This is a genomic window from Streptomyces exfoliatus (assembly GCF_000725545.1).
In the GTDB taxonomy this organism is placed as follows: domain Bacteria; phylum Actinomycetota; class Actinomycetes; order Streptomycetales; family Streptomycetaceae; genus Streptomyces; species Streptomyces exfoliatus.
The window spans coordinates 91,457-112,525 of record NZ_JNZP01000013.1; the positions used below are offsets into that span (position 1 = coordinate 91,457).

The following is a 21,069-nucleotide window of genomic DNA, read 5'->3' on the forward strand; positions in this document are numbered from 1 at the left end:
GTCCAGTGTGTGAACGGGGTCTTGCAGAGTGACCCGTTGTCTTGGAGGATCGACCAATCCTCCGATGGCCGCACTCCATCGGCCGGGGTACCTCAGGGCCTTTCCCGGGCCCGCCTCGACCACAGGGAGAAGTCCATGAAGCTGCTGCGTGTCGGCCCGCCGGGAGCCGAGCGTCCCGCCCTGCTCGACCGGGACGGGGTCCTTCGCGACCTGTCCGCCCTTGTCGACGACATCGACGGCAGTCTGCTCGCCGACGCCTCCGCCCTCGACCGGATCCGGGGTGCCGCCGGCGCCGGCGTGCTGCCCGCGCTCGACGCCACCGGGCTGCGCGTCGGCCCGCCCGTCGGGCGGATCGGCAAGGTCGTGTGCATCGGGCTGAACTACCACGGGCACGCCGCCGAGACCGGCCAGGCCGCCCCCGCCGAGCCCGTCGTCTTCCTGAAGGCCTCCGACACCGTCGTCGGCCCCGACGACACCGTGCTCGTACCGCGCGGCTCGGTGAAGACCGACTGGGAGGTGGAGCTCGCCATCGTCATCGGGCGCACCGCCCGCTACCTGGAGACCGACGAGGAGGCCCTCGCGCACGTCGCCGGGTACGCCGTCGCCCACGACGTCTCCGAGCGCGAGTTCCAGATCGAGCGCGGCGGCACCTGGGACAAGGGCAAGAACTGCGAGACCTTCAACCCGTTCGGGCCCTGGCTGGTCACCGCCGACGAGGTGCCCGACCCGCAGGCGCTCGGCCTGCGGCTCTGGGTCAACGGCGAGCTCAAGCAAGACGGTCACACCTCCGACCAGATCTTCCCGGTCGCGGAGGTCGTCCGGTACGTCAGCCGGTTCATGACCCTCTACCCGGGCGACGTCATCAACACCGGCACGCCCGCCGGTGTCGCCATGGGGCAGCCCGAGCCCAAGCCGTACCTGCGCCCCGGTGACGTCGTCGAGCTGGAGATCGACGGCCTCGGTCGGCAGCGCCAGGAGCTGAAGGGCGCCTGATCGTTCGCCCCTTGCGCGGCGGGGCGCTCCTGCCCTCAGCCGGCGGCGGAGGCGTACGAGCCGAGCAGGCGTTCCAGCGCCTCGACGACCATGGCGTGATCCTCGGCCTGCGGCAGCCCCGAGACCGTGACCGAGCCGATCACGCCGACGCCCTCGACCGCGACCGGGAACGAACCGCCGTGTGCGGCGTACCGGTCGGGGTCGAGGCGCGACGACGCCTCGAAGGTCGTCCCCTTGGCGCGGAACCGGGCGCCGACCAGGAACGAGCTGACGCCGTACCGCTCGACGACCCGCCGCTTGCGGTCGATCCAGGCGTCGTTGTCCGCGCTCGAGCCGGGCAGCGCGCAGTGGAAGAGCTGCTGCGGCCCGCGCCGGATGTCGATCGCGACCGGGGCCTCGCGCTCGCGCGCCATGCCGACGAGCAGGGTGCCGAGCGTCCACGCGTCCTCGTACGTGAACCGGGGGAGGACCAGACGGGCTTCCTGGGCCTCGATGGCGGCGGTCTCCGGGCTGCTCACAGCGTCACCGTGACGTTCTCGCGGGCGGAGCGCTTCCCCGCCTCCAGGACGTCGAGCGCGGCGGCGGCCTCGTACGCCGTCACCGGGTTCTCGCCGGTGCCGCGCAGGGCGGCGGCGACGGCCGCGTAGTACGCCGGGTAGTCGCCGGGCAGCGACTCGACCGGGGTCCCGCCGCCGCTCAGCGGCGACTCGCCGGCGCCGAGCCGGCCCCACAGCGCCTCCGGTTCCGCGCCCCACACCGCGCCCGGCGCGGGCCGCAGCCCCTCGCGCAGGGCCGCCTCCTGCGGGTCGAGCCCGTACTTCACGAAGCCGGCGCGCTGCCCGAGCACACGGAAGCGGGGCCCGAGCTGGGCGGTCGTGGCGCTCACGTACAGATGGGAGCGGACGCCGTTGGCGTGGGTGAGCGCGAGGAAGGTGTCGTCGTCCGCGGCCGCGCCCGGCCTGCGCACGTCCGACTCGGCGTACACCGAGACCACCGGGCCGAAGAGGACGAGTGCCTGGTCGACGACGTGGCTGCCGAGGTCGTAGAGGAGCCCGCCGATCTCCTCGGCCGCGCCGGACTCGCGCCAGCCGCCCTTGGGCATCGGGCGCCACCGCTCGAAGCGGGACTCGAAGCGCTGGACCTCGCCGAGCGCGTCCTCGTCGAGGAGGCGGCGGAGGGTGCGGAAGTCGTTGTCCCAGCGGCGGTTCTGGAAGACGGAGAGCAGCAGACCGCGTTCCTCGGCGAGGGCGGCGAGGGCGCGGGCCTCGGCGGCTGTCCCGGCCAGCGGCTTGTCGACGACGACCGGGAGGCCGGCCTCCAGGGCGGCCGTGGCGAGGGCCACGTGCGTCTTGTTGGGGGAGGCGATGACGATCAGGTCGAGACCGTCCGCTCCGTCCGCCCCGCCCTCCCACAGCTCCTCCGCGGTGGCGACCACCCGGACTCCCGGGTAGGCGGCGCGGGCCTCGGCGGCCCGCTCGGGGTTGCCGGTGGTGACGGCGGCCAGGACCAGGTCCTCGGAGGCGGCGATCAGCGGGGCGTGGAAGACGGAGCCCGCGAGGCCGTAGCCGACGAGTCCGACGCGGAGGGGGGTGCGGGAGTCGGTGCCAGTCATGCCGACCACTTAAGCAACGGGGTTGCCAAAGTGCAAGCGGCGGCGACAATGGGCAGGTGACGAGGGATCTGGGTGGAGTGAGCGGGCCGACGCCGGGGGCGGGACCAGTGCGTGCACCGGCACTGGCACCGGCACCGGCGGCGGGGCGCAGCCGCGGCGCGGCGCTCGTGCTCGACCTGCTGCGCACGGCGGGGGAGCCGGGCATCAGCCGGCTGGAGCTGGCCGAGCGGACCGGGCTCACCCCGCAGGCCGTCAGCAAGATCACCGCGAGGCTCCGGACGGAGGGCCTCGCCACGGAGGCCGGCCATCGCGCATCGACCGGCGGCAAGCCGCGCACGGTCCTGCGGCTGGTCCCCTCCGCCGGGTACGCCGTCGGCGTCCACCTCGACCGCGACGAACTGACCACGATCCTGACCGACCTCGCGGGCGCGGTCGTGGCCCTGCGCCGCCGCCCCCTGGACCTGGGGGAGGGGGCGGGGCCCGTTCTGGGCGCGGTGACGCAGGAGGTACGGGACCTGCTCGATGGCACGCCCGACGTCCGTGTCGACGCCCGTGCCGTCCTCGGCGTCGGGGTCGCCATGCCGGGCCCCCTGGACCACCGGGCGGGCGTGCCGGGCCGGGTCACCGGCTTCCCCCAGTGGGAGGGCCATCCCGTACGCGAGGAGCTGGCCGGGCGCCTCGGGCTGCCCGTCGTCCTCGACAAGGACACCAACGCCGCCGCCCTCGGCCTCGCCATCGGGCCCGACGCGCCCAGCTCCTTCGCCTACGTCCACCTCGGTACGGGGCTCGGCGCCGGCCTCGTCCTCGGCGGGGCGCCGCTGCGCGGGGACAGGACGGGGGCCGGCGAACTCGGGCACCAGACCGTGCAGCTCGACGGGCCCCCGTGCGGGTGCGGCGGGCGCGGCTGCCTGGAGGTCCTGTGCCTGGCGGCGGTCGGACGCGGTGAACTCGCCGGGGCGGCGCGCGTCCTCGGCGCGGGCGCGGCCAACGTCGTACGGCTCCTCGACATCGACCAGGTCCTCCTGGGCGGCCGTGTGGTGCTGGCGGCGCCGGGGGTGTTCGCGGACGGGGTACGGGAGGTCCTGGCGGGGCTCGGCCTGACGGCCCCCGTGGGCGTCGCGGCGGAACCGGACGCGGTGGCCGAGGGGGCTGCCTGGCTCATCCTCGGTCCGATCTTCGGAAAATAGGCTGATCGGGCGGATTGGGCGGCCTGTCCGGGGCGCGGGCGGTGTCGCTGCCCGGCCCGTTCCCCCGGGCGTGGCAGGGTCGCGGCCGACCCGTACGTCGGCGAGCAGCAAAGGCCAAGGCCCATGGCATCAGCCCCCCTGCGACCGCGCAGCGCCCGCGCCGCCCTGGCGGCGGCAGCCGCGATGGCAGCCACCGCGACGGCCGCGACAGCCGCGATGGCGGCGACCGCGACGGCCGTGCCGGCGGCCCCCGAGGCGGCCGCGATGGCGGCCACCGGGACGGCCGCCCAACCGCCCCTGACCGCCCCGGCCGCAGGCGCCCCCTCGACTGCCGAGACCACGGGCCTGGTGGCCCCCGGCCTGGCGGCCCCGGGCTTGGCGGCCCCGGGCTTGGCGGCCCCGGGCTTGGCGGCCCCGGGCTTGGCGGCCCCCGGCCTGGCGGCCCCGGAGGCCCCGTCGCTCGCGGCCTCCGGCCTGACGGCGCCTGGCCTGGCGGCGTCTGGCCTGGCGACCCCGGGCCTGGCGGCCCCGTCGATCCCGGCCCTCGGCCTGGCGGCCTCTGGCTTGGCGGCCCCGGGCTTGGCGGCCCCTGGCCGGGCGGCTCCGTTGCTCGGGGCCTCCGGCTTGGTGAACCTCGCGACCTCCGCCCGCTCCGGTTTCTTCCCCCGCGCCGGCCTCTCCGTTCCCACCCCGCCGGGTCCCGCCCCCGCAGGTCCCGCCCCCGCCGACCTCGCCCCCGCCCCCGATCCCCCCGCACCCACCTGCGGTACCCCCGCAGGCTCCGCCTTCCCCCTCGACACCCGGCTGCACGGCGGGCCCGTCGACTATCCGGCCGGCGGGCCCCTCCAGGAGTGGAAACTCGACCTCACCAACACCACCACCGCGCCCTGCTCCGGCGTCCACCCCGTCCTCGTCCTCACCGACCGCGACCGCGCGCTCCGCCCCGAGCAGATCCGCTTCGAGTTCTACGACGAAGGAGCCGCGCGGTGGCACCCCGTCACCTTCGAAGGGACCGAAGAGGCCGAGAACGTAGGTGTGTTCACCGACTTCGGCGGCTTCTCGGTTCCCGCGGGCGGAACCCTCACCGTCCCCGTACGGCTGGCCTTCCGCGCGGGGACCGCCCCCGACGAGGTCGTCGTCAACGCCGCCGTCGTGCAGCGCCGCGGCGCCGACGGCGACTGGGTCGGCGAGTCCGGCGACTACCGTCTCACCGTCGGCCCCGCCGACCCGAGCGCGCCCGAGGAGCCCAGGACCGACCCGACCGGCCCGACCGATCCGACCGATCCGGCCGACCCGTCCGCCCTGCCCGATCCCCCCGCCGCCTCCAGGGCCCCCGCTACCGCGCCCCGCCCACCCGGCTCCACCCCGCGGGACCCGGCCGATCCCGGCCGGCAACTCGCCAGCACCGGAGGCGAGTCGGAGAGGTACGCCCTGCTCCTCGCCTCCGTGGCCGCCGCACTCGCCCTCTCCGGCGCCGCCCTCATCCGCTCCAGCGCGGTCCTCGCCCACACCGGCGCCGTCCTCGCCCGCTCGGCCCGTCGCCGCCGTCGCCGCGCCCCGCACCGCTGAGACATGCGGCGTACACCTTCCCGTTCATCCCCGTCTGCGACCATCCCCCGGTGAACTACCAGAACACCCCCGGCGCCCCCGGCGCCCCCGTCCGCTCCGGCATCCCGGAGCACGGCCGCGTGCCCAAGTACTACGCCGTCAAGGCCAAACTGACCGTGATGGTCGACGAGTTGGGTGAGGGTGGGCTGCTGCCCACCGAGCGTGACCTCGCCGTCCGGTACGAGGTGTCCCGCGAGACCGTCCGGCAGGCACTGCGCGAACTCCTCCTGGAGGGGCGGCTGCGCCGCCAGGGCCGGGGCACGGTCGTCGCGGGCCCGAAGCTCGAACAGCCCCTGTCGCTCGCGAGCTACACGGAGGGCGTGCGCCGCCAGGGCCGCCGCCCCGGCCGCAGCCTGATCTCGCTCGACCGGTTCCCCTGTCCGGAGGCGCTCGCGCCGGAGGTCGGTGCCCGACACGGCGAGCCGGTCTGGCACATGGAGCGGGTGCTGCTCGCCGACGACGAGCGGGTCGGTCTGGAGAGCACGTACGTCTCCGAGGCCCGGGCCCCGCGCCTGGACGTCGAGTTCGATCCGGACTCCTCCTTCTACGCCTACCTCCACGACCGGCTCGGCATCTCGTTCGGCACGGCCGACGAGCGCATCGAGACGGTGCTCGCGACCCCGCGCGAGGCCCTGCTCATCGGCACCCCGCCCGCCCTCCCGATGCTGCTGCTCCACCGGGTCTCCCGGGACACCGCGGGGCACCCCCTGGAGCGGGTCCGCACGCTCTACCGGGGCGACCGCTTCAGCTTCACGGCCCATCTGGGGGAGCAGAACTGACAGAGAGCCGGCCGACCCCACCCCTGTAACATCACAAGAAGATAACGGGTCTGGTCCAAGCTTGTCGGTCCGTTCACCGTCCCGTCGCCCACCGGCCCCGCCCGGGCCACCCGCCGCCGCGACCGTCGTCGGCATGAAGGTGATCGTCGTAGGAGCCGGCGTGGTGGGAACCATGCACGCCTGGCACGCAGTGGAACGCGGCCACGAGGTCGTACACATCGAGCGCGAGGCCGAGGCGCGCGGAGCCTCCCTCCGTAACTTCGGCCAGATCTGGGTCAGCGGACGGGCGGGCGGGGAGGAACTCGACACCGCCCTGCGCGCCCGCGAACTCTGGGAGGGCATCGGGGCCCGCGTCCCGGGCCTCGGCTTCCGGGCCATCGGCTCCCTCACCCCCGTCCGGAACGCCCACGAGCTGGCCGTCGCCGAGGCCGCCGTGGCCCGGCCCGACGCCGCCGCCCGCGGCTACAAGCTGCTCACGGCCGACGAGGCCCGCGCGGTCAACCCGGCCCTGCGCGGCGCGTTCGAGGCCGCGCTCTGGTGCGAGCGGGACGCGGCCGTCGAGCCGCGCCTCGCGCAGCTCGCCCTCCGCGAGGCCCTCCTCGCCACCGGCAGGTACACGTTCCTGCCGAACCGCGAGGTCCGCGACGTGGTCGGCGAGAACGCGGTCCGTGACGACCAGGGCGAGGTCCACACCGGCGACGCCGTCGTCCTGTGCACCGGCGCCTGGCTCTCCGGCCTCGTCCGCGAGGTCGCCGGCGAGATACCCGTCCGCCGGGTCCGGCTCCAGATGATGCAGACCGAACCCCTCGGCGAGCCGCTCACCACCTCCGTCGCCGACGCCGACTCCTTCCGCTATTACCCGGCCTACGCCTCCGAGGCCCTCGACGCGCTCCAGGCCGCGCAGCCGCAGGACCCCACCGCCGCCGCCCACAAGATGCAGCTGCTCATGGTGCAGCGCCTCGACGGCGGACTGACCATAGGCGACACCCACGAGTACGAGCACCCCTTCGCCTTCGACACCCTCGAAGACCCCTACGAGCACCTCACCCGCGTCGTCGAGTCCTTCCTCGGCCGGCCGCTGCCGAAGATCAGGCGGCGCTGGGCCGGGGTGTACGCGCAGTGCGTCGACACCAGCCGGGTCGTGCACCGCCAGCGGGTCCGTGACGGCGTGTGGCTGGTGACGGGACCCGGCGGCCGGGGCATGACCTGCTCGCCCGCCATCGCCGAGACGACCGCGAACGAACTGGGCTGGTGAACCCCATGACCTCAACGAACAATCACACGGCCAAGCACACGGCCAAGCACGACCTCGTCGTCCTCGACATGGCCGGCACCACCGTCGCCGACGACGGCCTCGTCGAACAGGCCTTCGCCGTCGCCGCCGAGCGCCTCGGCGAAGACCCCGCCACGATGATCGACCACGTCCGCGCCACCATGGGCGAGTCCAAGATCTCCGTCTTCCGCCACCTCCTCGGCGGCGACGAGGACCGGGCCCGGCAGGCCAACCTCGCCTTCGAGGAGGCGTACGGCGAACTCGTCGCCGACGGCCGCATCGCCCCGATCCCGGGCGCCGCCGAGACCATCGCCACGCTCAAGGAGCAGGGCAGGACCGTCGTCCTCACCACCGGCTTCGCCCGGGTCACCCAGGACGCCATCCTCGACGCCCTCGGCTGGCGCGACCTCGTCGGCCTCACCCTCTGCCCGGCCGACGCCGGCGGCCGCGGCCGCCCGTACCCGGACATGGTCCTCGCCGCCTTCCTCCGTACCGGCGCCGTCGACGACGTCCGCCGGATCGTCGTCGCGGGCGACACCTCGTACGACATGCTCAGCGGCGTCCGCGCCGGCGCCGGGATCGTGACGGGCGTCCTGACCGGCGCCCACGGCGAGGCCGCGCTCTCCGAGCACGGAGCCGACCGCGTCCTGCCCTCCATCGCCGGACTCCCCGCGCTGCTCCGGGAGTTCGAGGCATGACCAGCGGCATCCGCTTCGACGCCGTGTCCGTCGCGTACGGCGGCACCACCGTCCTCGACCGGCTCGACCTGACCGTCGAGCCCGGCGAGGTCATGGCCCTCCTCGGGCCCTCGGGCTCCGGCAAGACCACCGCGCTGCGGGCCGTCGCCGGATTCGTACGGCCGGTCTCCGGGCGGGTGCTCATCGGAGACCGCGACGTCACCGCCCTCCCGCCGTACCGGCGGGGGATCGGGATGGTCGTCCAGCAGTACGCCCTCTTCCCGCACCTGCGGGTCGAGGCGAACGTCGCCTTCGGCCTGAAGGCCCGGAAGGCGCCGAAGGACGAGATCCCCGGCCGGGTCGCCGAGGCCCTGGAGATGACCGGCATGGCGGCCTACGCCCACCGGTACCCCCGCGAACTCTCCGGCGGCCAGCAGCAGCGCGTCGCCATCGCGCGGGCGCTCGCCATCCGGCCCAAGGTCCTCCTCCTCGACGAACCGCTCTCCGCGCTCGACGCCCAGCTGCGCTCCGGCATGCTCGCCGAACTGGCCCGCCTGCACCGCGAGTTGCCGGACGTGTCGATCCTGTACGTCACCCACGACCAGGTCGAGGCGCTGACCCTCGCCGACCGGATCGCCGTCATGGACAAGGCCCGGCTCCAGGACTGCGGCACCCCGCGGGACCTCTACCGCAGGCCGCGTACGGAGTTCACGGCGTCGTTCGTCGGCAACGCGAACCTGCTGCCGGTGACGGTGACCGCCGACGGGGTCACCTTCGACGGCACCGACCTGAAGGTCGCCCCCGGCGACGCGGCCCCCGGCGCGGGCGCCACCCTCTGCGTCCGCCCGCACCTCGTCGGCCTCGGCGAGGGCCCGAACGCGCTCAGGGGCCGCATCACCGAGGTCCAGTGGCGCGGCTCCACCCACCGGCTGTACGTCGAGACCGGCGGCCACCGGGTGAAGGCGGACGTGCGGGAACTGCGGGAGACGCCGCTGCTCGGGTCCGAGGTGACACTGCACTTCGCGCCGGAGGACGCGGTGCTGCTGGCCGCAGGGGTGAACGATGGCCACTAGGGCTCCAGGTCTCGTCGAGCAGCACCCCGCAACGGGCGTTGTGCCCACGGGCTCCGCCCCCGCGGAACGCCTGCCCACGACAGGACCGCGCACGATCCCCACCTGGGTCTGGGCCCTGCCGCCCGTCGCCGTCCTCGCCGTCGTCTTCCTCTACCCGCTCGCGCTCGTCGTCCAGGAGTCCCTGGCCCCCGGCGCCTACGCCGACGTCCTCGCCTCCGCGTCCTTCCGCGAGGCCCTCGTCACCACCGTGTGGCTCGCCGTCGCCTCCACCGCCGGCTGTCTGGTCCTCGGCTTCGTGCTCGCGGTCGTGATCGCGTTCGTACCGTTCCCCGGCGGGAAGGCGGTGTCGAAGTTCATCGACGTCTTCCTCTCCTTCCCGTCCTTCCTGATCACGCTCGCCCTGCTCTTCCTCTACGGCACGGTCGGCATGGCCAACGGCCTGTGGACGGACGTCACCGGTGACACGACCGGCCCCTTCCAGTTCCTGACCACGCCCTGGGGCGTCCTCCTCGCCGAGATCACGTACTTCACCCCGTTCGTGATGCGGCCCCTCCTCGCCGCCTTCTCCCAGATGGAGACGGCCCAGCTGGAGGTCGCCTCCTCGCTCGGCGCCCGGCCGCTGCGGATCGTCCGGCAGGTGATCCTGCCCGAGGCGCTGCCCGCGCTCGCCGCGGGCGGCAGCCTCGTCCTCGTCATGTGCCTCAACGAGTTCGGGATCGTCCTCTTCACCGGCGCCAAGGGCGTCACGACCCTCCCGATGCTCGTCTACGGCAAGGCGATCCTCGAATCCGACTACGCCGCCGCCTGTGTCGTCGCCGTCGTCAACGTCGCCCTCTCCGTGGGCCTCTACGTCCTCTACCGGGGGGTGAGCCGCCGTGCTGGTGCATAGCCGAACGGGCAGATGGACGGCGTGGGCCGGGTTCGCCGTCCTCTTCGTCCCGCTCTTCGCCCTCCCGCTCCTCGTCATCGTCGCCGCCTCGTTCTCCACGAACTGGTCCGGCGCCTTCCCCTCGGGACCGACGACCGCGCACTACGCGGCGGCCGTGCGCGGAGAGTCCCTCCAGGCCCTCACCACCAGCCTGGTCACCGCCGTCACCGCGAGCCTGATCGCGCTGACCGCCGGCACCTGGGCGGCGCTCGCCGGAGCCGCGCTCGGCGCCGGCGGCCCGTGGGGCAGAAGGGCCAAGAGGTTCCTCGACGCCCTGTTCATGCTGCCGGTCGCCGTGCCGTCCGTGGTCGTCGGCCTCGCCGTCCTCGTCGCGTACTCACAGCCGCCGGTGCTCCTCAACGGCACCCGCTGGATCGTGATCCTCGCCCACACCGTCCTGGTCACGGCCTTCGCCCACCAGTCGGTGTCGGCGGCCGTCGTGCGGCTCGACCCGATGTACGAGCAGGCGGCGGCCAGCCTCGGCGCCCGCCCCTCGTACGTCCTGCTCCGGGTGAAACTGCCGCTCCTGCTGCCGTCCCTGAACGCCGCCGCCGGGCTCTGCTTCGCCCTGTCCATGGGCGAGCTGAGCGCCACGATGATGCTCTACCCGCCGGACTGGACGCCGCTCCCGGTGCTCATCTTCACCCGCACCGACCGGGGTGCCCTCTTCACCGGCTCGGCGCTCGCCGTGGTCCTCATGGCGGCGACCCTCCTCGCCCTGCTCGCCGTCTCCCGCATCCGTACCAAGGCCTCGTACCGCTAGAGCCCCTGCTTCCCTCCCGCTTCCTTCCGCTAGGAGAAAACGACGTTATGCGCACGTACGCCAAGCCGATCGCCGCCCTCGCCGGCTCCCTCGTCCTCGCCGGGAGCCTCACCGCCTGCGGCGGTTCCCCCGCCGCCTCCGACGAGAAGATCGTCACCGTCTACAGCGCCGACGGCCTCAAGGGCGAGGCGGGCGACGGCTGGTACGACAAGGTCTTCGCCGACTTCGAGAAGAAGACCGGCATCAAGGTCAAGTACGTCGAGGGCGGCTCCGGGGAGATGGTGCAGCGCGCCCTCCGCGAGAAGAGCAACACCCAGGCCGACGTGATCGTGACCCTGCCGCCCTTCATCCAGCAGGCCGACTCCAAGGGCCTGCTCCAGTCGTACGAGCCCCAGGGCGCCGACCAGGTCGACGGCGGCGACAAGTCCGGCGACGGCAAGTGGACCTCGGTCGTCAACAACTACTTCGGCTTCATCCACAACAAGAAGGAGCTGCCCGCCGCCCCGAAGACCTGGGAGGAGCTGCTCGACGCGAAGTTCGAGAACAAGCTCCAGTACTCCACCCCCGGCGTCGCGGGCGACGGCACCGCCGTCCTCATCAAGGCGATGCACGACTTCGGCGGGAAGGAGCCGGCCATGGAGTACCTGAAGAAGCTCCAGGCCAACAACGTCGGCCCGTCCTCCTCCACCTCCAAGCTCGCCCCCAAGGTGGACAAGGGAGAACTCCTCGTCGCCAACGGCGACGTGCAGATGAACTTCGCCCAGTCCAAGTCCATGCCGAACCTCGGCATCTGGTTCCCGGCCAAGGACGGCGGAAAGCCCACCACCTTCGCCCTGCCGTACGCGGCCGGCCTGGTGAACGGGGCCCCGCACACCGAGAACGGCAAGAAGCTCCTCGACTTCATGCTGAGCGAGGGCGCGCAGCGCGAGGTCAGCGCGATCGGCGGCGGCTTCCCGGCCCGCAAGGACGTCAACGCCACCGACGCCAACGCCATCCAACTCGCCAAGCTGATGGTGGACGTCGAGGTCTTCGAGCCGGACTGGTCCGACATCGACGAGAACCTCAAGGCGTACGTGGACGCCTGGAAGTCCGCGACCGGAAGCTGATCGGCACCAAGAGTTCACCGCACGACCCTGGAACACCTCCGTACATCGCGGAAAGATAACGGGTACGGACCAACGCCCCTGAGGAATCAGGGGCGTTGGCACGCCCGCACCCCCTTCCCCCTTCCACGGACTTCCACGGAGGACTCCGACATGCCGATCACCGGCATCTCCCGCCGCACCGTGCTCGCCGCCGCGGGCGCCACCGCGGCCGTCGCCGCCACCGGCCTCGCCGCCGCCCCCGCCGCCCGGGCGGCCTCGCCCACGCTCCCCAACGGCACCAGCAAGGACAAGGTGCTCGTCGTCGGCATGGACGGTCTGCGGTACGACCGGATCGACGCCGCCAAGGCCCCGCACCTCAAGTCCCTGATCGCGAACGGCACCTACGGCCGCTCCCTGCTCTACGCCAACCCGATGGCCGCGACCTCCTCCGGCCCCGGCTGGTCCACGATCTCCACCGGCGTCTGGCCCGACAAGCACGGCGTCAAGGACAACAGCTTCACCGGCAAGAACTACGGCCAGTACCCCGGGTTCCTCGCCCGGCTGCACCAGATCCGCCCCGAGCTCTCCCTCTTCGCCGCCGTCGACTGGCCCGAGCTCGACACCCACGGCACGGTCACCGCGGGCGCCGACGCCAAGATCGTCTACAACAACGACTACGCCGTGAACGACCTCGTGATCACCGACATCACCGAGGACATCCTGCGCAACCAGAACCCCGACGTCCTCTTCGTCTACTTCGGCGAGACCGACGCGGCCGGTCACAGCTACGGCGCCGCGAGCCAGCGGTACCTCGACGCCATCGACGTCCAGGACGCCTACCTCGGCCGGCTGCTCGCCGCGATCAAGGCCCGCCCCGGGTACGCCACCGAGCGCTGGACGGTCATCGTCACCACCGACCACGGCCACACCGACGGCGGCGGCCACGGCGGCTCCGCCATCGAGGAGCGCCGCACCTTCGTCCTCGCCCAGGGCCCCGGCATCGCCGCCGGGCTGCGGCCCATCGACACCCGCCTCGTCGACGTCGCCGCCACCGTCTACCACCAGCTCGGCATCACCCCCGACCCGTCCTGGGGCCTCGACGGCAAGCCGATCCAGGAGCGCTCCGCCGACCCCTTCGACGCGCTCCACGGGTCCCTCTCCGGCCGCGTGGACGAGACCGGCATCCCCGTCGGGGTCCTCGGCTTCACCCACACCGCGCCCAGCGGCTGGTCCGTCATCAACAGCGCCATGGGCACCGGCGGCATGACCGAGTGGCGCGGCTGGTCCTTCGCCACCGACGAGTTCTGGTCCCGCACCCAGCGCGACCAGTCCCGCGAGCTCAACGTCCGCGCCCGGGGCGTCTTCGCCGTCGCCGACTCCGACGAGTGGGCCGACAAGACGTTCTCCGGTACGTACGACTCGACCCTCGTGACCCCCGCGTACAGCGTCTCCGGCGCGTCCAGGGTCACCCTCGACTTCACGACCTTCTACCGCCAGGAGGGCGCCCAGTCCGCCCAGGTCCTGGTGAGCTTCAACGGCGGCACGCCGACTCCGGTCAAGAGCTACACGGCCGACGTGATCTCCAAGCCGCAGTCCCTCACGGTCGCGGTCCCCGCCGGCGCCACCAGCGCGAGCTTCCGCTTCCGCTACACCGGCGCCAACAACTGGTACTGGACGATCGACGGGGTGAAGGTCACCGCATCCTGATCACCAGGGTCAAGATCAGGACATCCTGACCCAGGACCTCCTCCGCCTTGCAGCTGCACGCACCGGAGCCCGCTCCCTGACCCAGTCTGCGCGGGCGGGCAGGCCCTAGGCTTGGGGGCGTCGCCACAGCGCTGTCGCGGCGCCCCCAGTACACCGCACGTCAGTACGGCAGGAGTCCCGCACCCATGGCAGAGCGCAAGCCGATCGAATCCTGGCTGACCGACATGGACGGCGTCCTCATCCACGAGGGCGTGCCGATCCCCGGCGCCGACGCGTTCATCAAGAAGCTGCGGGAGACCGGGAAGCCCTTCCTGGTCCTCACCAACAACTCGATGTACACGGCCCGCGACCTGCACGCCCGCCTCGCGCGGATGGGCCTCGAAGTCCCCGTCGAGAACATCTGGACCTCGGCCCTCGCGACCGCCAAGTTCCTCGACGACCAGCGCCCCGGCGGCACCGCGTACGTCATCGGCGAGGCCGGTCTCACCACCGCGCTGCACGACATCGGCTACGTCCTCACCGACCACGCCCCCGACTACGTGGTGCTCGGCGAGACCCGTACGTACTCCTTCGAGGCGATGACGAAGGCCGTCCGCCTCATCAACGCCGGCGCCCGCTTCATCTGCACCAACCCCGACGAGACCGGCCCCTCCCTGGAGGGCCCCCTGCCGGCCACCGGCTCGGTCGCCGCGCTCATCACGAAGGCCACCGGCAAGGAGCCGTACTTCGCCGGCAAGCCGAACCCCCTCATGATGCGCACCGGTCTCAACGCGATCGGTGCCCACTCCGAGACCAGCGCCATGATCGGCGACCGGATGGACACCGACATCCTGGCCGGTCTGGAGGCCGGGATGCAGACGTTCCTGGTGCTCACGGGCCTGACGACGCAGGCGGAGATCGACCGCTTCCCGTTCCGCCCGTCCAAGATCGTCGACTCGATCGCGGACATCGTCGACCGCGTGTAGCGGCCCTCGGTCGAGCCCCTGCGGATGCGATCAGTACGGATCCGGGTGACCCTGCCAGTACCAGGAGGTCACGATGCGTTCAGGTCCCATTGCTCTCCGTGCCGCAGGGGCGGCCGCGCTGCTCGTGCTGGCGCCCACCGCCGGTGGCGCGTACGCCCATGACGGGGTGAAGGTCACCGTCACCCCGTCCACCGCCTCGCCCGGCGCCGACATCGACGTGCGCGTCCAGGGCTGCAAGGGCACGACGGGTGCCGCCAAGTCCCAGGCGTTCGTCGCCGACACGGAACTCACCGGCCGCGACGGCGGGGGCAAGCCGCTCTTCGGCGACACCACGGTGAAGTCCGGTCTCGAGACCGGTACGTACAAGGTGAGCGTGACCTGCGACGGCCACGACCACCCGGACGTCGGCACCGTCCACGTCCAGCACCGCAAGCCCACCCACGAGCCGACGCGCAGGCCGACGGAGAAGCCGACCGAGAGGCCGATCGAGAGGCCGACCGGGAAGCCGACCCACCACGCGAGCCCGGTCGCCCCGGTCCGCGCGGGCGGCGGCGGCACCGCCGCGTTCGCCGCGCCGGCCGCCCCCGGCGTCGCCCAGACCACGAGCGAGAGCGGCCTCGGCACCCCGTACACCCTGCTCGGCCTCGGTCTGGCCGCCGTCGCCGCCGTCGCGGTCGCCTTCCGCAGCTCCCGCCGCCGCACCACCGGCTCCGGTACGGACACGGAGTGACGATGTCGTCCGGATCCCGCCCGGCGGGCACCGGGCGACTCGTCACCGGCGTGACCTGGGCGCTGCTGCTCGTCGGGCTCTGGCTCTGGGGCCGCGAGGCCACCGAGGGTCCCGGCGGCAGCTCAGCGCCGACCACCGGCGACATCGCAGCCGTCGGCCGCCCGCTCGGCGCGGCGCTGCCCCCGGCCCACGATCCGCTCGCCCCCGTCGCACCGCGGCGGATCGAGATCCCCTCCCTCGGCATCACCGCGCCCGTCGTGGCGCGGGGCCTGGACGGCACGGGGGCGATCGAACCGCCGCCGTACGAGATGCCGCACACGGTCGGCTGGTTCGGTTCCGGCACCCGCCCGGGCGCGGCAGGCCCGGCCCTCTTCGTCGGACACGTCGACACGGACACCCGCCCGGCCGTCTTCTACGGCCTGAGCGCGGCCCGTCCCGGCGCCAAGGTCCGCGTCACCCGGATGGACGGGTCGGTCGCCGAATTCACGGTCGACGACGTCCAGGTCCACTCCCGGGAGGACTTCGACGCCCGGAAGGTCTACGGCGCCCGCGAGCCGCACCGCGCCGAGCTGCGCCTGATCACCTGCGGCGGGACCTTCGACCGCGCGGCCGGCACGTACTCGGCGAACGTGGTGGTCTCGGCGTATCTGACGGGTTCGGAAAGGGCCGCCGCCGGCGTCTGAGTCGGTGGCCGAAAACGGTCAAGACCCCCTCACCATCGGTGAGGGGGTCTTGACTTTGCGTGCGCCGCCAGGGACTCGAACCCCGGACCCGCTGATTAAGAGTCAGCTGCTCTAACCAACTGAGCTAGCGGCGCCTGCTGACAGAGAGAACTCTACCTGACGTGCGGGTGTGCTCCCGACCAATATCGGTCACCACCGGCCTGTCGGATGGTCGCATCGAGCCTTTAATCCGTCAAAATGCGATATGACCAGACAGTTGAGACACTGACGCCCAAAACCAAGGGTCAAAAGATCTTGACGAGTGTGGAGGGGAATCGCATGAGCGTGCCGGTCTTCGAGGAGTTCGAACCAGCGGCCGACTGCGGCTGCCCGGGGTGCGCCCGGCAGCGGCGTGACCTCGCGCTTGGCCTGCCCGTCCGGGCGGGCGGCCACCCCGCTGCCCACGGCGCCCGCCGCGCCCTGGTCCTGGTGACGGCGGCGGGCGTGGTCCTGGGTGGAGGCGGGGCCTCGGTGGCGACGGCCCTCCCGCCGCCGGCGGGCCCGCACACCCCGGCGGAAACGACGGATGCGACGGGCGCGACAGGCGCGACAGACACGACGGACACGACGGACACTAAGGACGCGACGGACACGACGGACACGACGGAGTCGGTCCGTACCGCCGACTTCCCGCGGCCCGACACCCCGCAGGGCGGGCCGGAACCGCTGCACGGAGCGCCGGGCCCCGGGCCCCAGCCCTCCCCGATCGCGACTCCGACGACCAGTCAGGTCTCGACCGGCACCCTGCGGAAGACGACCCGGTCCGAGATCATCAACCGGGCCAAGCTGTGGGTGACGGCCCAGGTCCCGTACTCCATGGAGAAGTACTGGTCCGACGGCTACCGCCAGGACTGCTCCGGCTACATCTCGATGGCCTGGAACCTGCGCAGCAACGAGTGGACCGGCAGCCTCGACCGCTTCGCCGACCGCGTCGACCGCACCGAGCTCCAGCCCGGCGACATCCTGCTCTTCCACAACCCGGCCAACCCGACGCGCGGCTCCCACGTCACGATCTTCGGTGGCTGGACCGACTACACCCACACCTCCTACATCGCCTACGAGCAGACCAAGCCGCGCACCCGCAGGCAGGCGACGCCCCTGGCGTACTGGGAGAACTCCAACCGGTACGTGGCCTACCGCTACAAGGGCGTGGTCAGCGGCGGAAGCGGCGGCGGCAGCACCGGCGGCGGGGCGACGCCCACGGCGACGCCGTACCCCGGGACGGCCATGTTCGGTCCGGGCGCCTCCAACGCGTACGTCACCCAGCTCGGCAGGCTCCTCGTCGACCGCGGCGGCAAGAAGTACTACAGCAAGGGGCCCGGCCCGAAGTGGGGCGACGCGGACCGGCGCGCGACCCAGGCGTTCCAGCTGGCGCAGGGCTGGAAGGGCAAGGATGCGGACGGGCTGCCCGGCCCACAGACGTGGAAGCTCCTCGTGACCGGCGGGGGCAAGAGCATCGGCGGTTCGGGTGGTTCGGCCGGGTCGAGTTCGAATGCGACGGGATTTCCCGGGCGTGGCTCCTTCCGTCCGGGCCAATCCAACGCATATGTGGAGAAGCTGGGCAAACAACTGGTGAAGCGGGGCTTCGGCAAGCACTACCTGTCGGGACCCGGTCCGCGCTGGACGGAGGCGGACCGCCGCAACGTCGAGGCGTTCCAGCGGGCACAGGGCTGGCGCGGTGCGGCTGCCGACGGCTACCCGGGCCCGGAGACCTGGCGGCGTTTGTTCCGATGACCCCGAGAGCATGAGGTGGACCCGAATGACGGCATCGCCCCCCAACCCCGCGGACTCCGGCGCGGCGGCCTCGCGTGACGCGGCCCGCACCGCCAGACGTCTGACGGACGGCACCCTTCCGCGCACGTCCCCTCCGCAGGGAGCACCCCCGGGCACCCCGCCCGGGCCGGCCCCCCAGGACCCGGCGGCGGCTCCCGACGGGACCGAGGAGGTCCGGGCCACGGGGAGCGAGGCGGCGGTCGCGGTCGCGGTCGCCGGGGGAGCGGCGGAGGCTCCGGCCGCCGGGGCCGGGGTGGCGGTTCCGCCCGTCGGCGAGGCGGAGACGCCCGCCCCGGCTGGTGCGGGGACGCCCCTCGGGGCGGCGGCGCCCCCCGCGACGGACGGGAGCGACGGCGGAGCCCCCGCTTCTGCCGCCGTGCGCCCGGTTCCTGGCGGTACGTCACTGAATCCGCCGGGCCTTCCGGCCGCTTCTGCGGGCGTCGTCCCGAAGCTCACGCGGGACGGGTCCGACTCCGGCGCGTCACGGGGCGGCCAGGCCGGGCCTGATGGGGGCGGGTCCGCGTCCGCGGCCTCCCCGGTGCGCCCGGCTGAACGGTCCGGCGAGCCGCCGACGCACCCGGCCGGGGCTCCCCGTACGTCGCCGACGCACTCCGCCGGCCCGTCCGGCATGGCGTCGGTCCGTCTGATCGAGGGGCCCTCCGGTACGTCGTCGTCGACGCCGGTCCACCGCACGCCGCCTTCCGCCGGCCGCATCCACGAGGCCGCGACCGGGTCGGCCACCGGTACGCCCCCCGGCACCCCTACCGCACGCCCTACCGCACCCCCGGCCACAGCCACGGCCTCGGCCGAGTTCCCGCCCGCCGTCGGCGTGTCGGCGGGACGGCACCGTGCCTCCTCGCCGGAGGCGCCCGGCGACACCGCACGGCCGGGCGCTCAGGAGCCGGTCCCGATTCCGGGCAGGGTCCCGGCAGCGGTCACCGACGCGAAGGCCGGCCCGGACGCTCCGACGAGCCCCGCGCCCGCGCCCGCCTCCGCCACGAGCCCCGCCTCCGCCACGGGTCCCGCCCCCGCCACGAGCCCCGCCTCCGCCACAGGCCCCGCCCCCTCCACCGCCGTCGCCGAGCGCGGCGCCCCCGCCCCGGACTTCGGGCGGATCACCGGCGCCCGCGTCGGTACCGTCGCCGTGCCCGTCGCCGCCGTCGTGCGGGTGGCACGGCGGAAGAACGTGATCGGGGCCGAGACCACCGGCTCCATCCCGGTCCACCTGCTGTTCCGTGACGAGCCGGAGACCGTCGTGCGCCGGGCGGCGGGCGCCGACGACGGGGGGCCCGACACCGTCGCCATGGCCGCGCCCATCACGCAGACGAACGGCCGGGGGCCCGCCATTCCGGCCCCGTCGAAGATCCAGCCGCAGACCGGGACGGCGACCAAGCCCGTATCCGAGCCCGCGGCCAAGGGCGCGACCAAGTCCCCCACCAGGTCCACTGCCCAGGCTCCCGCCATGTCCCCGTCCAAGGCCAGACCGACGCCCAAGCGTCCTCAGACCACCAAGGCAACCGCCTCCACCTCCCGGCCCGCCCCCACCGCCGACCCCGGTCTCGTCGAGCGGCCGGGCGCGGTGCTGCCGGGGTGGGTCGGGGTGATCGGCGGCGCGGCGGCGCTCGCCGGTTGCGCGGCGATCGTGTGGTGGACCGGGGCGGTGCCGGAGGAGGCGGCGCGGATGCTGCGGCTGCCGGAACGTCCGTACCACGGCATCCACCTCGGCCAGTGGGCGCTGCTCGCGCTCGGCGTCGTGCTCGCCCTGTTCGCACTGGGCGGTCTCGGGCGGGGCCGGGTCGGCTACGCCTGGGTGCTCACGCTGTTCGGCGACTACCGGGGCACGGTCCGCCGTACCGGTCTGGTCTGGGTCAGCCCGCTCCTGCTGCGCCGCAGGGTCGACGTACGGCTCCGGCACTGGCGCAGCGAGCCGCTGTCGTCCGTCGACGCGAAGGGCACCGCCCTCGACGTCACCGTCCTCGTGGTGTGGCGGGTGCGGGACACGGTCCGGGCGGCCCTGGGGGTCGACGGGCACGAGGACTACCTGCGGGAGCAGGTCGAGGCGGCGATGGCCCGGGTCCTCTCGCAGCTTCCGGCGGACGCCTTCCACGAGGACGCCCCGACGCTCCGGGACGCGGAGGCGGTCGGCGAGGCCCTGACGCGGATGCTGTCGGCGGAGTGCGCCCCGGTCGGGGTGGACGTGTTCTCGGCGCAGCCGACGCGGATCGAGTACGCGCCGGAGGTCGCGGCGGCGATGCGCAGGCGCCGGATCGCGGCGATCGACGCGAAGCACCGGGACAGCGTGCTGACCTCGGTGGTGGACGCGGTGGACGACGTGGTCCACCGGCTGACCAGTCGTGGTCTGGTGGAACTGGACGACTACGAGCGCAAGGCGCTGGTCAAGGACCTGACGGTGGCGTTCTACACGGGTCGGACGGGTCCGGTGGAGGGGGCCTGAGGGGATGGACATGTTCAACTTCCGTCCATACCTTGGTACTTGGTCCAGACCAAAATGAACGACCCGCAAGACCCGCACGCGTGCGCGCACGACCCAACGGAACTCCCCCACGTTCTCCTGGAGCGACAGCATGCGCAAAAAGTCAGTCGGGGCGGCGGTGGTGGCGCTCGGCGTCGCCGGCGCCACCCTCCTCGCCACCGGTAGCGCCGGAAGTCACGGCTACACCGACTCGCCGATCAGCCGCCAGAAGCTCTGCGCCAACGGCACCGTGACCAACTGCGGCTCCATACAGTGGGAGCCGCAGTCGGTCGAGGGCCTCAAGGGCTTCCCCGCCGCCGGCCCCACCGACGGCAAGATCTGCTCGGCCGGGCTCACCCAGTTCGCCCAGCTCGACGACCCCCGGGGCGGTACGTGGCCCGCCACGAGGCTCACGGCGGGGCAGAGCTACAGCTTCCGCTGGCAGTTCACCGCCCGGCACCGCACCACCGACTTCAAGTACTACATCACCAGGAACGGCTGGGACCCGAGTCAGAAGCTGACCCGGGCCGCGCTCGACCCCCAGCCGTTCCTGACCGTCCCCTACAACAGCCAGCAGCCGCCGGCGACCCTCTCGCACTCCGGGACGGTCCCCGCGGGCAAGTCGGGCCGTCATCTGATCCTGGCGGTGTGGACGGTCGCGGACACCGCGAACGCGTTCTACGCCTGCTCGGACGTCCAGTTCTGACGCCGGCCTGACGCC

The 21,069-nt window shown here is 73.3% G+C and carries 19 protein-coding genes and 1 tRNA gene; 17 read left to right on the top strand and 3 right to left on the bottom strand.

Translation table 11 applies throughout. From position 1 onward, the window contains the following. Positions 1–135: 135 nt before the first annotated feature. The gene (locus IO20_RS0116190) at positions 136–993 is read left to right on the top strand and encodes a fumarylacetoacetate hydrolase family protein (protein WP_030223018.1); all 858 of its coding nucleotides are present in this window, start codon (positions 136–138) and stop codon (positions 991–993) included. A 35-nt stretch (positions 994–1,028) separates the two neighbouring features. Here IO20_RS0116190 and IO20_RS0116195 read toward each other — a convergent pair whose 3' ends face one another. Together IO20_RS0116195 and IO20_RS0116200 are read right to left on the bottom strand one after the other, a co-directional pair. Further along, positions 1,029–1,511 (bottom strand): heme-degrading domain-containing protein, encoded by a 483-nt coding sequence (locus tag IO20_RS0116195; protein WP_030554750.1) that lies wholly within the window; start codon positions 1,509–1,511, stop codon positions 1,029–1,031. Continuing rightward, on the bottom strand, positions 1,508–2,605 hold the full coding sequence (locus IO20_RS0116200) for a Gfo/Idh/MocA family protein (RefSeq protein ID WP_030554753.1): 1,098 nt from the start codon (positions 2,603–2,605) through the stop codon (positions 1,508–1,510). Before IO20_RS0116200 ends, IO20_RS0116195 begins: the two co-directional genes overlap by 4 nt. Before the next feature lie 107 nt (positions 2,606–2,712). Here IO20_RS0116200 and IO20_RS0116205 point away from each other — a divergent pair, with 107 nt between their 5' ends. The 13 genes from IO20_RS0116205 to IO20_RS0116265 all read left to right on the top strand — a co-directional run bounded on the left by IO20_RS0116205 (position 2,713) and on the right by IO20_RS0116265 (position 16,063). Further along, positions 2,713–3,792, top strand: coding sequence for an ROK family transcriptional regulator (locus tag IO20_RS0116205; RefSeq protein WP_051874722.1), 1,080 nt, complete (start codon positions 2,713–2,715; stop codon positions 3,790–3,792). A gap of 123 nt (positions 3,793–3,915) precedes the next feature. Then, positions 3,916–5,361, top strand: a complete 1,446-nt coding sequence (locus IO20_RS42000) for a hypothetical protein (RefSeq protein WP_078964549.1) — start codon at positions 3,916–3,918, stop codon at positions 5,359–5,361. Between the two features lie 50 nt (positions 5,362–5,411). Beyond that, positions 5,412–6,179 carry a GntR family transcriptional regulator gene (locus IO20_RS0116215; RefSeq protein WP_030556586.1) on the top strand — a complete coding sequence of 256 codons (768 nt, stop codon included), beginning with the start codon at positions 5,412–5,414 and terminating at the stop codon, positions 6,177–6,179. Positions 6,180–6,312: 133 nt separating this feature from the next. Then, entirely contained in the window at positions 6,313–7,434 is a 1,122-nt protein-coding gene (locus tag IO20_RS0116220) for a TIGR03364 family FAD-dependent oxidoreductase (RefSeq protein ID WP_030556588.1), read from the top strand. Positions 7,435–7,439: 5 nt separating this feature from the next. Continuing rightward, on the top strand, positions 7,440–8,150 hold the full coding sequence (locus IO20_RS0116225; protein WP_030556590.1) for a phosphonatase-like hydrolase: 711 nt from the start codon (positions 7,440–7,442) through the stop codon (positions 8,148–8,150). Continuing rightward, a complete protein-coding gene (locus IO20_RS0116230; protein ID WP_030556592.1) occupies positions 8,147–9,202 on the top strand; it encodes an ABC transporter ATP-binding protein in 1,056 nt (351 codons plus the stop codon). The genes IO20_RS0116225 and IO20_RS0116230 overlap by 4 nt, the downstream gene beginning before the upstream one ends. Next, positions 9,192–10,091 (top strand): 2-aminoethylphosphonate ABC transporter permease subunit, encoded by a 900-nt coding sequence (locus IO20_RS0116235; RefSeq protein ID WP_030556594.1) that lies wholly within the window; start codon positions 9,192–9,194, stop codon positions 10,089–10,091. The genes IO20_RS0116230 and IO20_RS0116235 overlap by 11 nt, the downstream gene beginning before the upstream one ends. Next, a complete protein-coding gene (locus tag IO20_RS0116240) occupies positions 10,078–10,893 on the top strand; it encodes an ABC transporter permease (protein ID WP_030556596.1) in 816 nt (271 codons plus the stop codon). Before IO20_RS0116235 ends, IO20_RS0116240 begins: the two co-directional genes overlap by 14 nt. 47 nt (positions 10,894–10,940) lie before the next feature. Next, entirely contained in the window at positions 10,941–11,999 is a 1,059-nt protein-coding gene (locus IO20_RS0116245; RefSeq protein WP_030556598.1) for a 2-aminoethylphosphonate ABC transporter substrate-binding protein, read from the top strand. A 150-nt stretch (positions 12,000–12,149) separates the two neighbouring features. Next, the gene (locus IO20_RS0116250) at positions 12,150–13,685 is read left to right on the top strand and encodes an alkaline phosphatase family protein (RefSeq protein WP_030556599.1); all 1,536 of its coding nucleotides are present in this window, start codon (positions 12,150–12,152) and stop codon (positions 13,683–13,685) included. A 185-nt stretch (positions 13,686–13,870) separates the two neighbouring features. Next, positions 13,871–14,650, top strand: a complete 780-nt coding sequence (locus IO20_RS0116255) for an HAD-IIA family hydrolase (RefSeq protein WP_030223957.1) — start codon at positions 13,871–13,873, stop codon at positions 14,648–14,650. A gap of 73 nt (positions 14,651–14,723) precedes the next feature. Next, positions 14,724–15,380: a PT domain-containing protein gene (locus tag IO20_RS0116260; protein ID WP_030556601.1), complete on the top strand. Its 657-nt coding sequence runs from the start codon at positions 14,724–14,726 to the stop codon at positions 15,378–15,380. 2 nt (positions 15,381–15,382) lie between these two features. After that, entirely contained in the window at positions 15,383–16,063 is a 681-nt protein-coding gene (locus IO20_RS0116265; protein WP_030556603.1) for a class F sortase, read from the top strand. A gap of 60 nt (positions 16,064–16,123) precedes the next feature. On the opposite strand, the gene IO20_RS0116270 is transcribed toward IO20_RS0116265, so the two are convergent. Next, a tRNA-Lys gene (locus tag IO20_RS0116270) sits at positions 16,124–16,197 on the bottom strand. Positions 16,198–16,381: 184 nt separating this feature from the next. Here IO20_RS0116270 and IO20_RS0116275 point away from each other — a divergent pair. The 3 genes from IO20_RS0116275 to IO20_RS0116285 all read left to right on the top strand — a co-directional run bounded on the left by IO20_RS0116275 (position 16,382) and on the right by IO20_RS0116285 (position 21,054). After that, the gene (locus IO20_RS0116275; RefSeq protein WP_030556605.1) at positions 16,382–17,836 is read left to right on the top strand and encodes a peptidoglycan-binding protein; all 1,455 of its coding nucleotides are present in this window, start codon (positions 16,382–16,384) and stop codon (positions 17,834–17,836) included. Between the two features lie 25 nt (positions 17,837–17,861). Further along, complete coding sequence (locus IO20_RS41415; protein ID WP_245684966.1) at positions 17,862–20,330, top strand: SPFH domain-containing protein; 2,469 nt, start codon at positions 17,862–17,864, stop codon at positions 20,328–20,330. A gap of 130 nt (positions 20,331–20,460) precedes the next feature. Then, a complete protein-coding gene (locus IO20_RS0116285) occupies positions 20,461–21,054 on the top strand; it encodes a lytic polysaccharide monooxygenase auxiliary activity family 9 protein (protein ID WP_030556609.1) in 594 nt (197 codons plus the stop codon). Positions 21,055–21,069: the final 15 nt, after the last annotated feature.

Bases quoted from the DNA above. Each gene is read 5' to 3' on its own strand.
- IO20_RS42000 (WP_078964549.1), top strand. From the start codon at position 3,916: ATGGCATCAGCCCCCCTGCGACCGCGCAGCGCCCGCGCCGCCCTGGCG.
- IO20_RS0116220 (WP_030556588.1), top strand. From the start codon at position 6,313: ATGAAGGTGATCGTCGTAGGAGCCGGCGTGGTGGGAACCATGCACGCC.
- IO20_RS0116250 (WP_030556599.1), top strand. From the start codon at position 12,150: ATGCCGATCACCGGCATCTCCCGCCGCACCGTGCTCGCCGCCGCGGGC.
- IO20_RS0116260 (WP_030556601.1), top strand. From the start codon at position 14,724: ATGCGTTCAGGTCCCATTGCTCTCCGTGCCGCAGGGGCGGCCGCGCTG.
- IO20_RS0116285 (WP_030556609.1), top strand. From the start codon at position 20,461: ATGCGCAAAAAGTCAGTCGGGGCGGCGGTGGTGGCGCTCGGCGTCGCC.
- IO20_RS0116255 (WP_030223957.1), top strand. From the start codon at position 13,871: ATGGCAGAGCGCAAGCCGATCGAATCCTGGCTGACCGACATGGACGGC.
- IO20_RS0116200 (WP_030554753.1), bottom strand. From the start codon at position 2,605: ATGACTGGCACCGACTCCCGCACCCCCCTCCGCGTCGGACTCGTCGGC.
- IO20_RS0116265 (WP_030556603.1), top strand. From the start codon at position 15,383: ATGTCGTCCGGATCCCGCCCGGCGGGCACCGGGCGACTCGTCACCGGC.
- IO20_RS0116275 (WP_030556605.1), top strand. From the start codon at position 16,382: ATGAGCGTGCCGGTCTTCGAGGAGTTCGAACCAGCGGCCGACTGCGGC.
- IO20_RS41415 (WP_245684966.1), top strand. From the start codon at position 17,862: ATGACGGCATCGCCCCCCAACCCCGCGGACTCCGGCGCGGCGGCCTCG.
- IO20_RS0116190 (WP_030223018.1), top strand. From the start codon at position 136: ATGAAGCTGCTGCGTGTCGGCCCGCCGGGAGCCGAGCGTCCCGCCCTG.
- IO20_RS0116245 (WP_030556598.1), top strand. From the start codon at position 10,941: ATGCGCACGTACGCCAAGCCGATCGCCGCCCTCGCCGGCTCCCTCGTC.
- IO20_RS0116230 (WP_030556592.1), top strand. From the start codon at position 8,147: ATGACCAGCGGCATCCGCTTCGACGCCGTGTCCGTCGCGTACGGCGGC.
- IO20_RS0116235 (WP_030556594.1), top strand. From the start codon at position 9,192: ATGGCCACTAGGGCTCCAGGTCTCGTCGAGCAGCACCCCGCAACGGGC.
- IO20_RS0116225 (WP_030556590.1), top strand. From the start codon at position 7,440: ATGACCTCAACGAACAATCACACGGCCAAGCACACGGCCAAGCACGAC.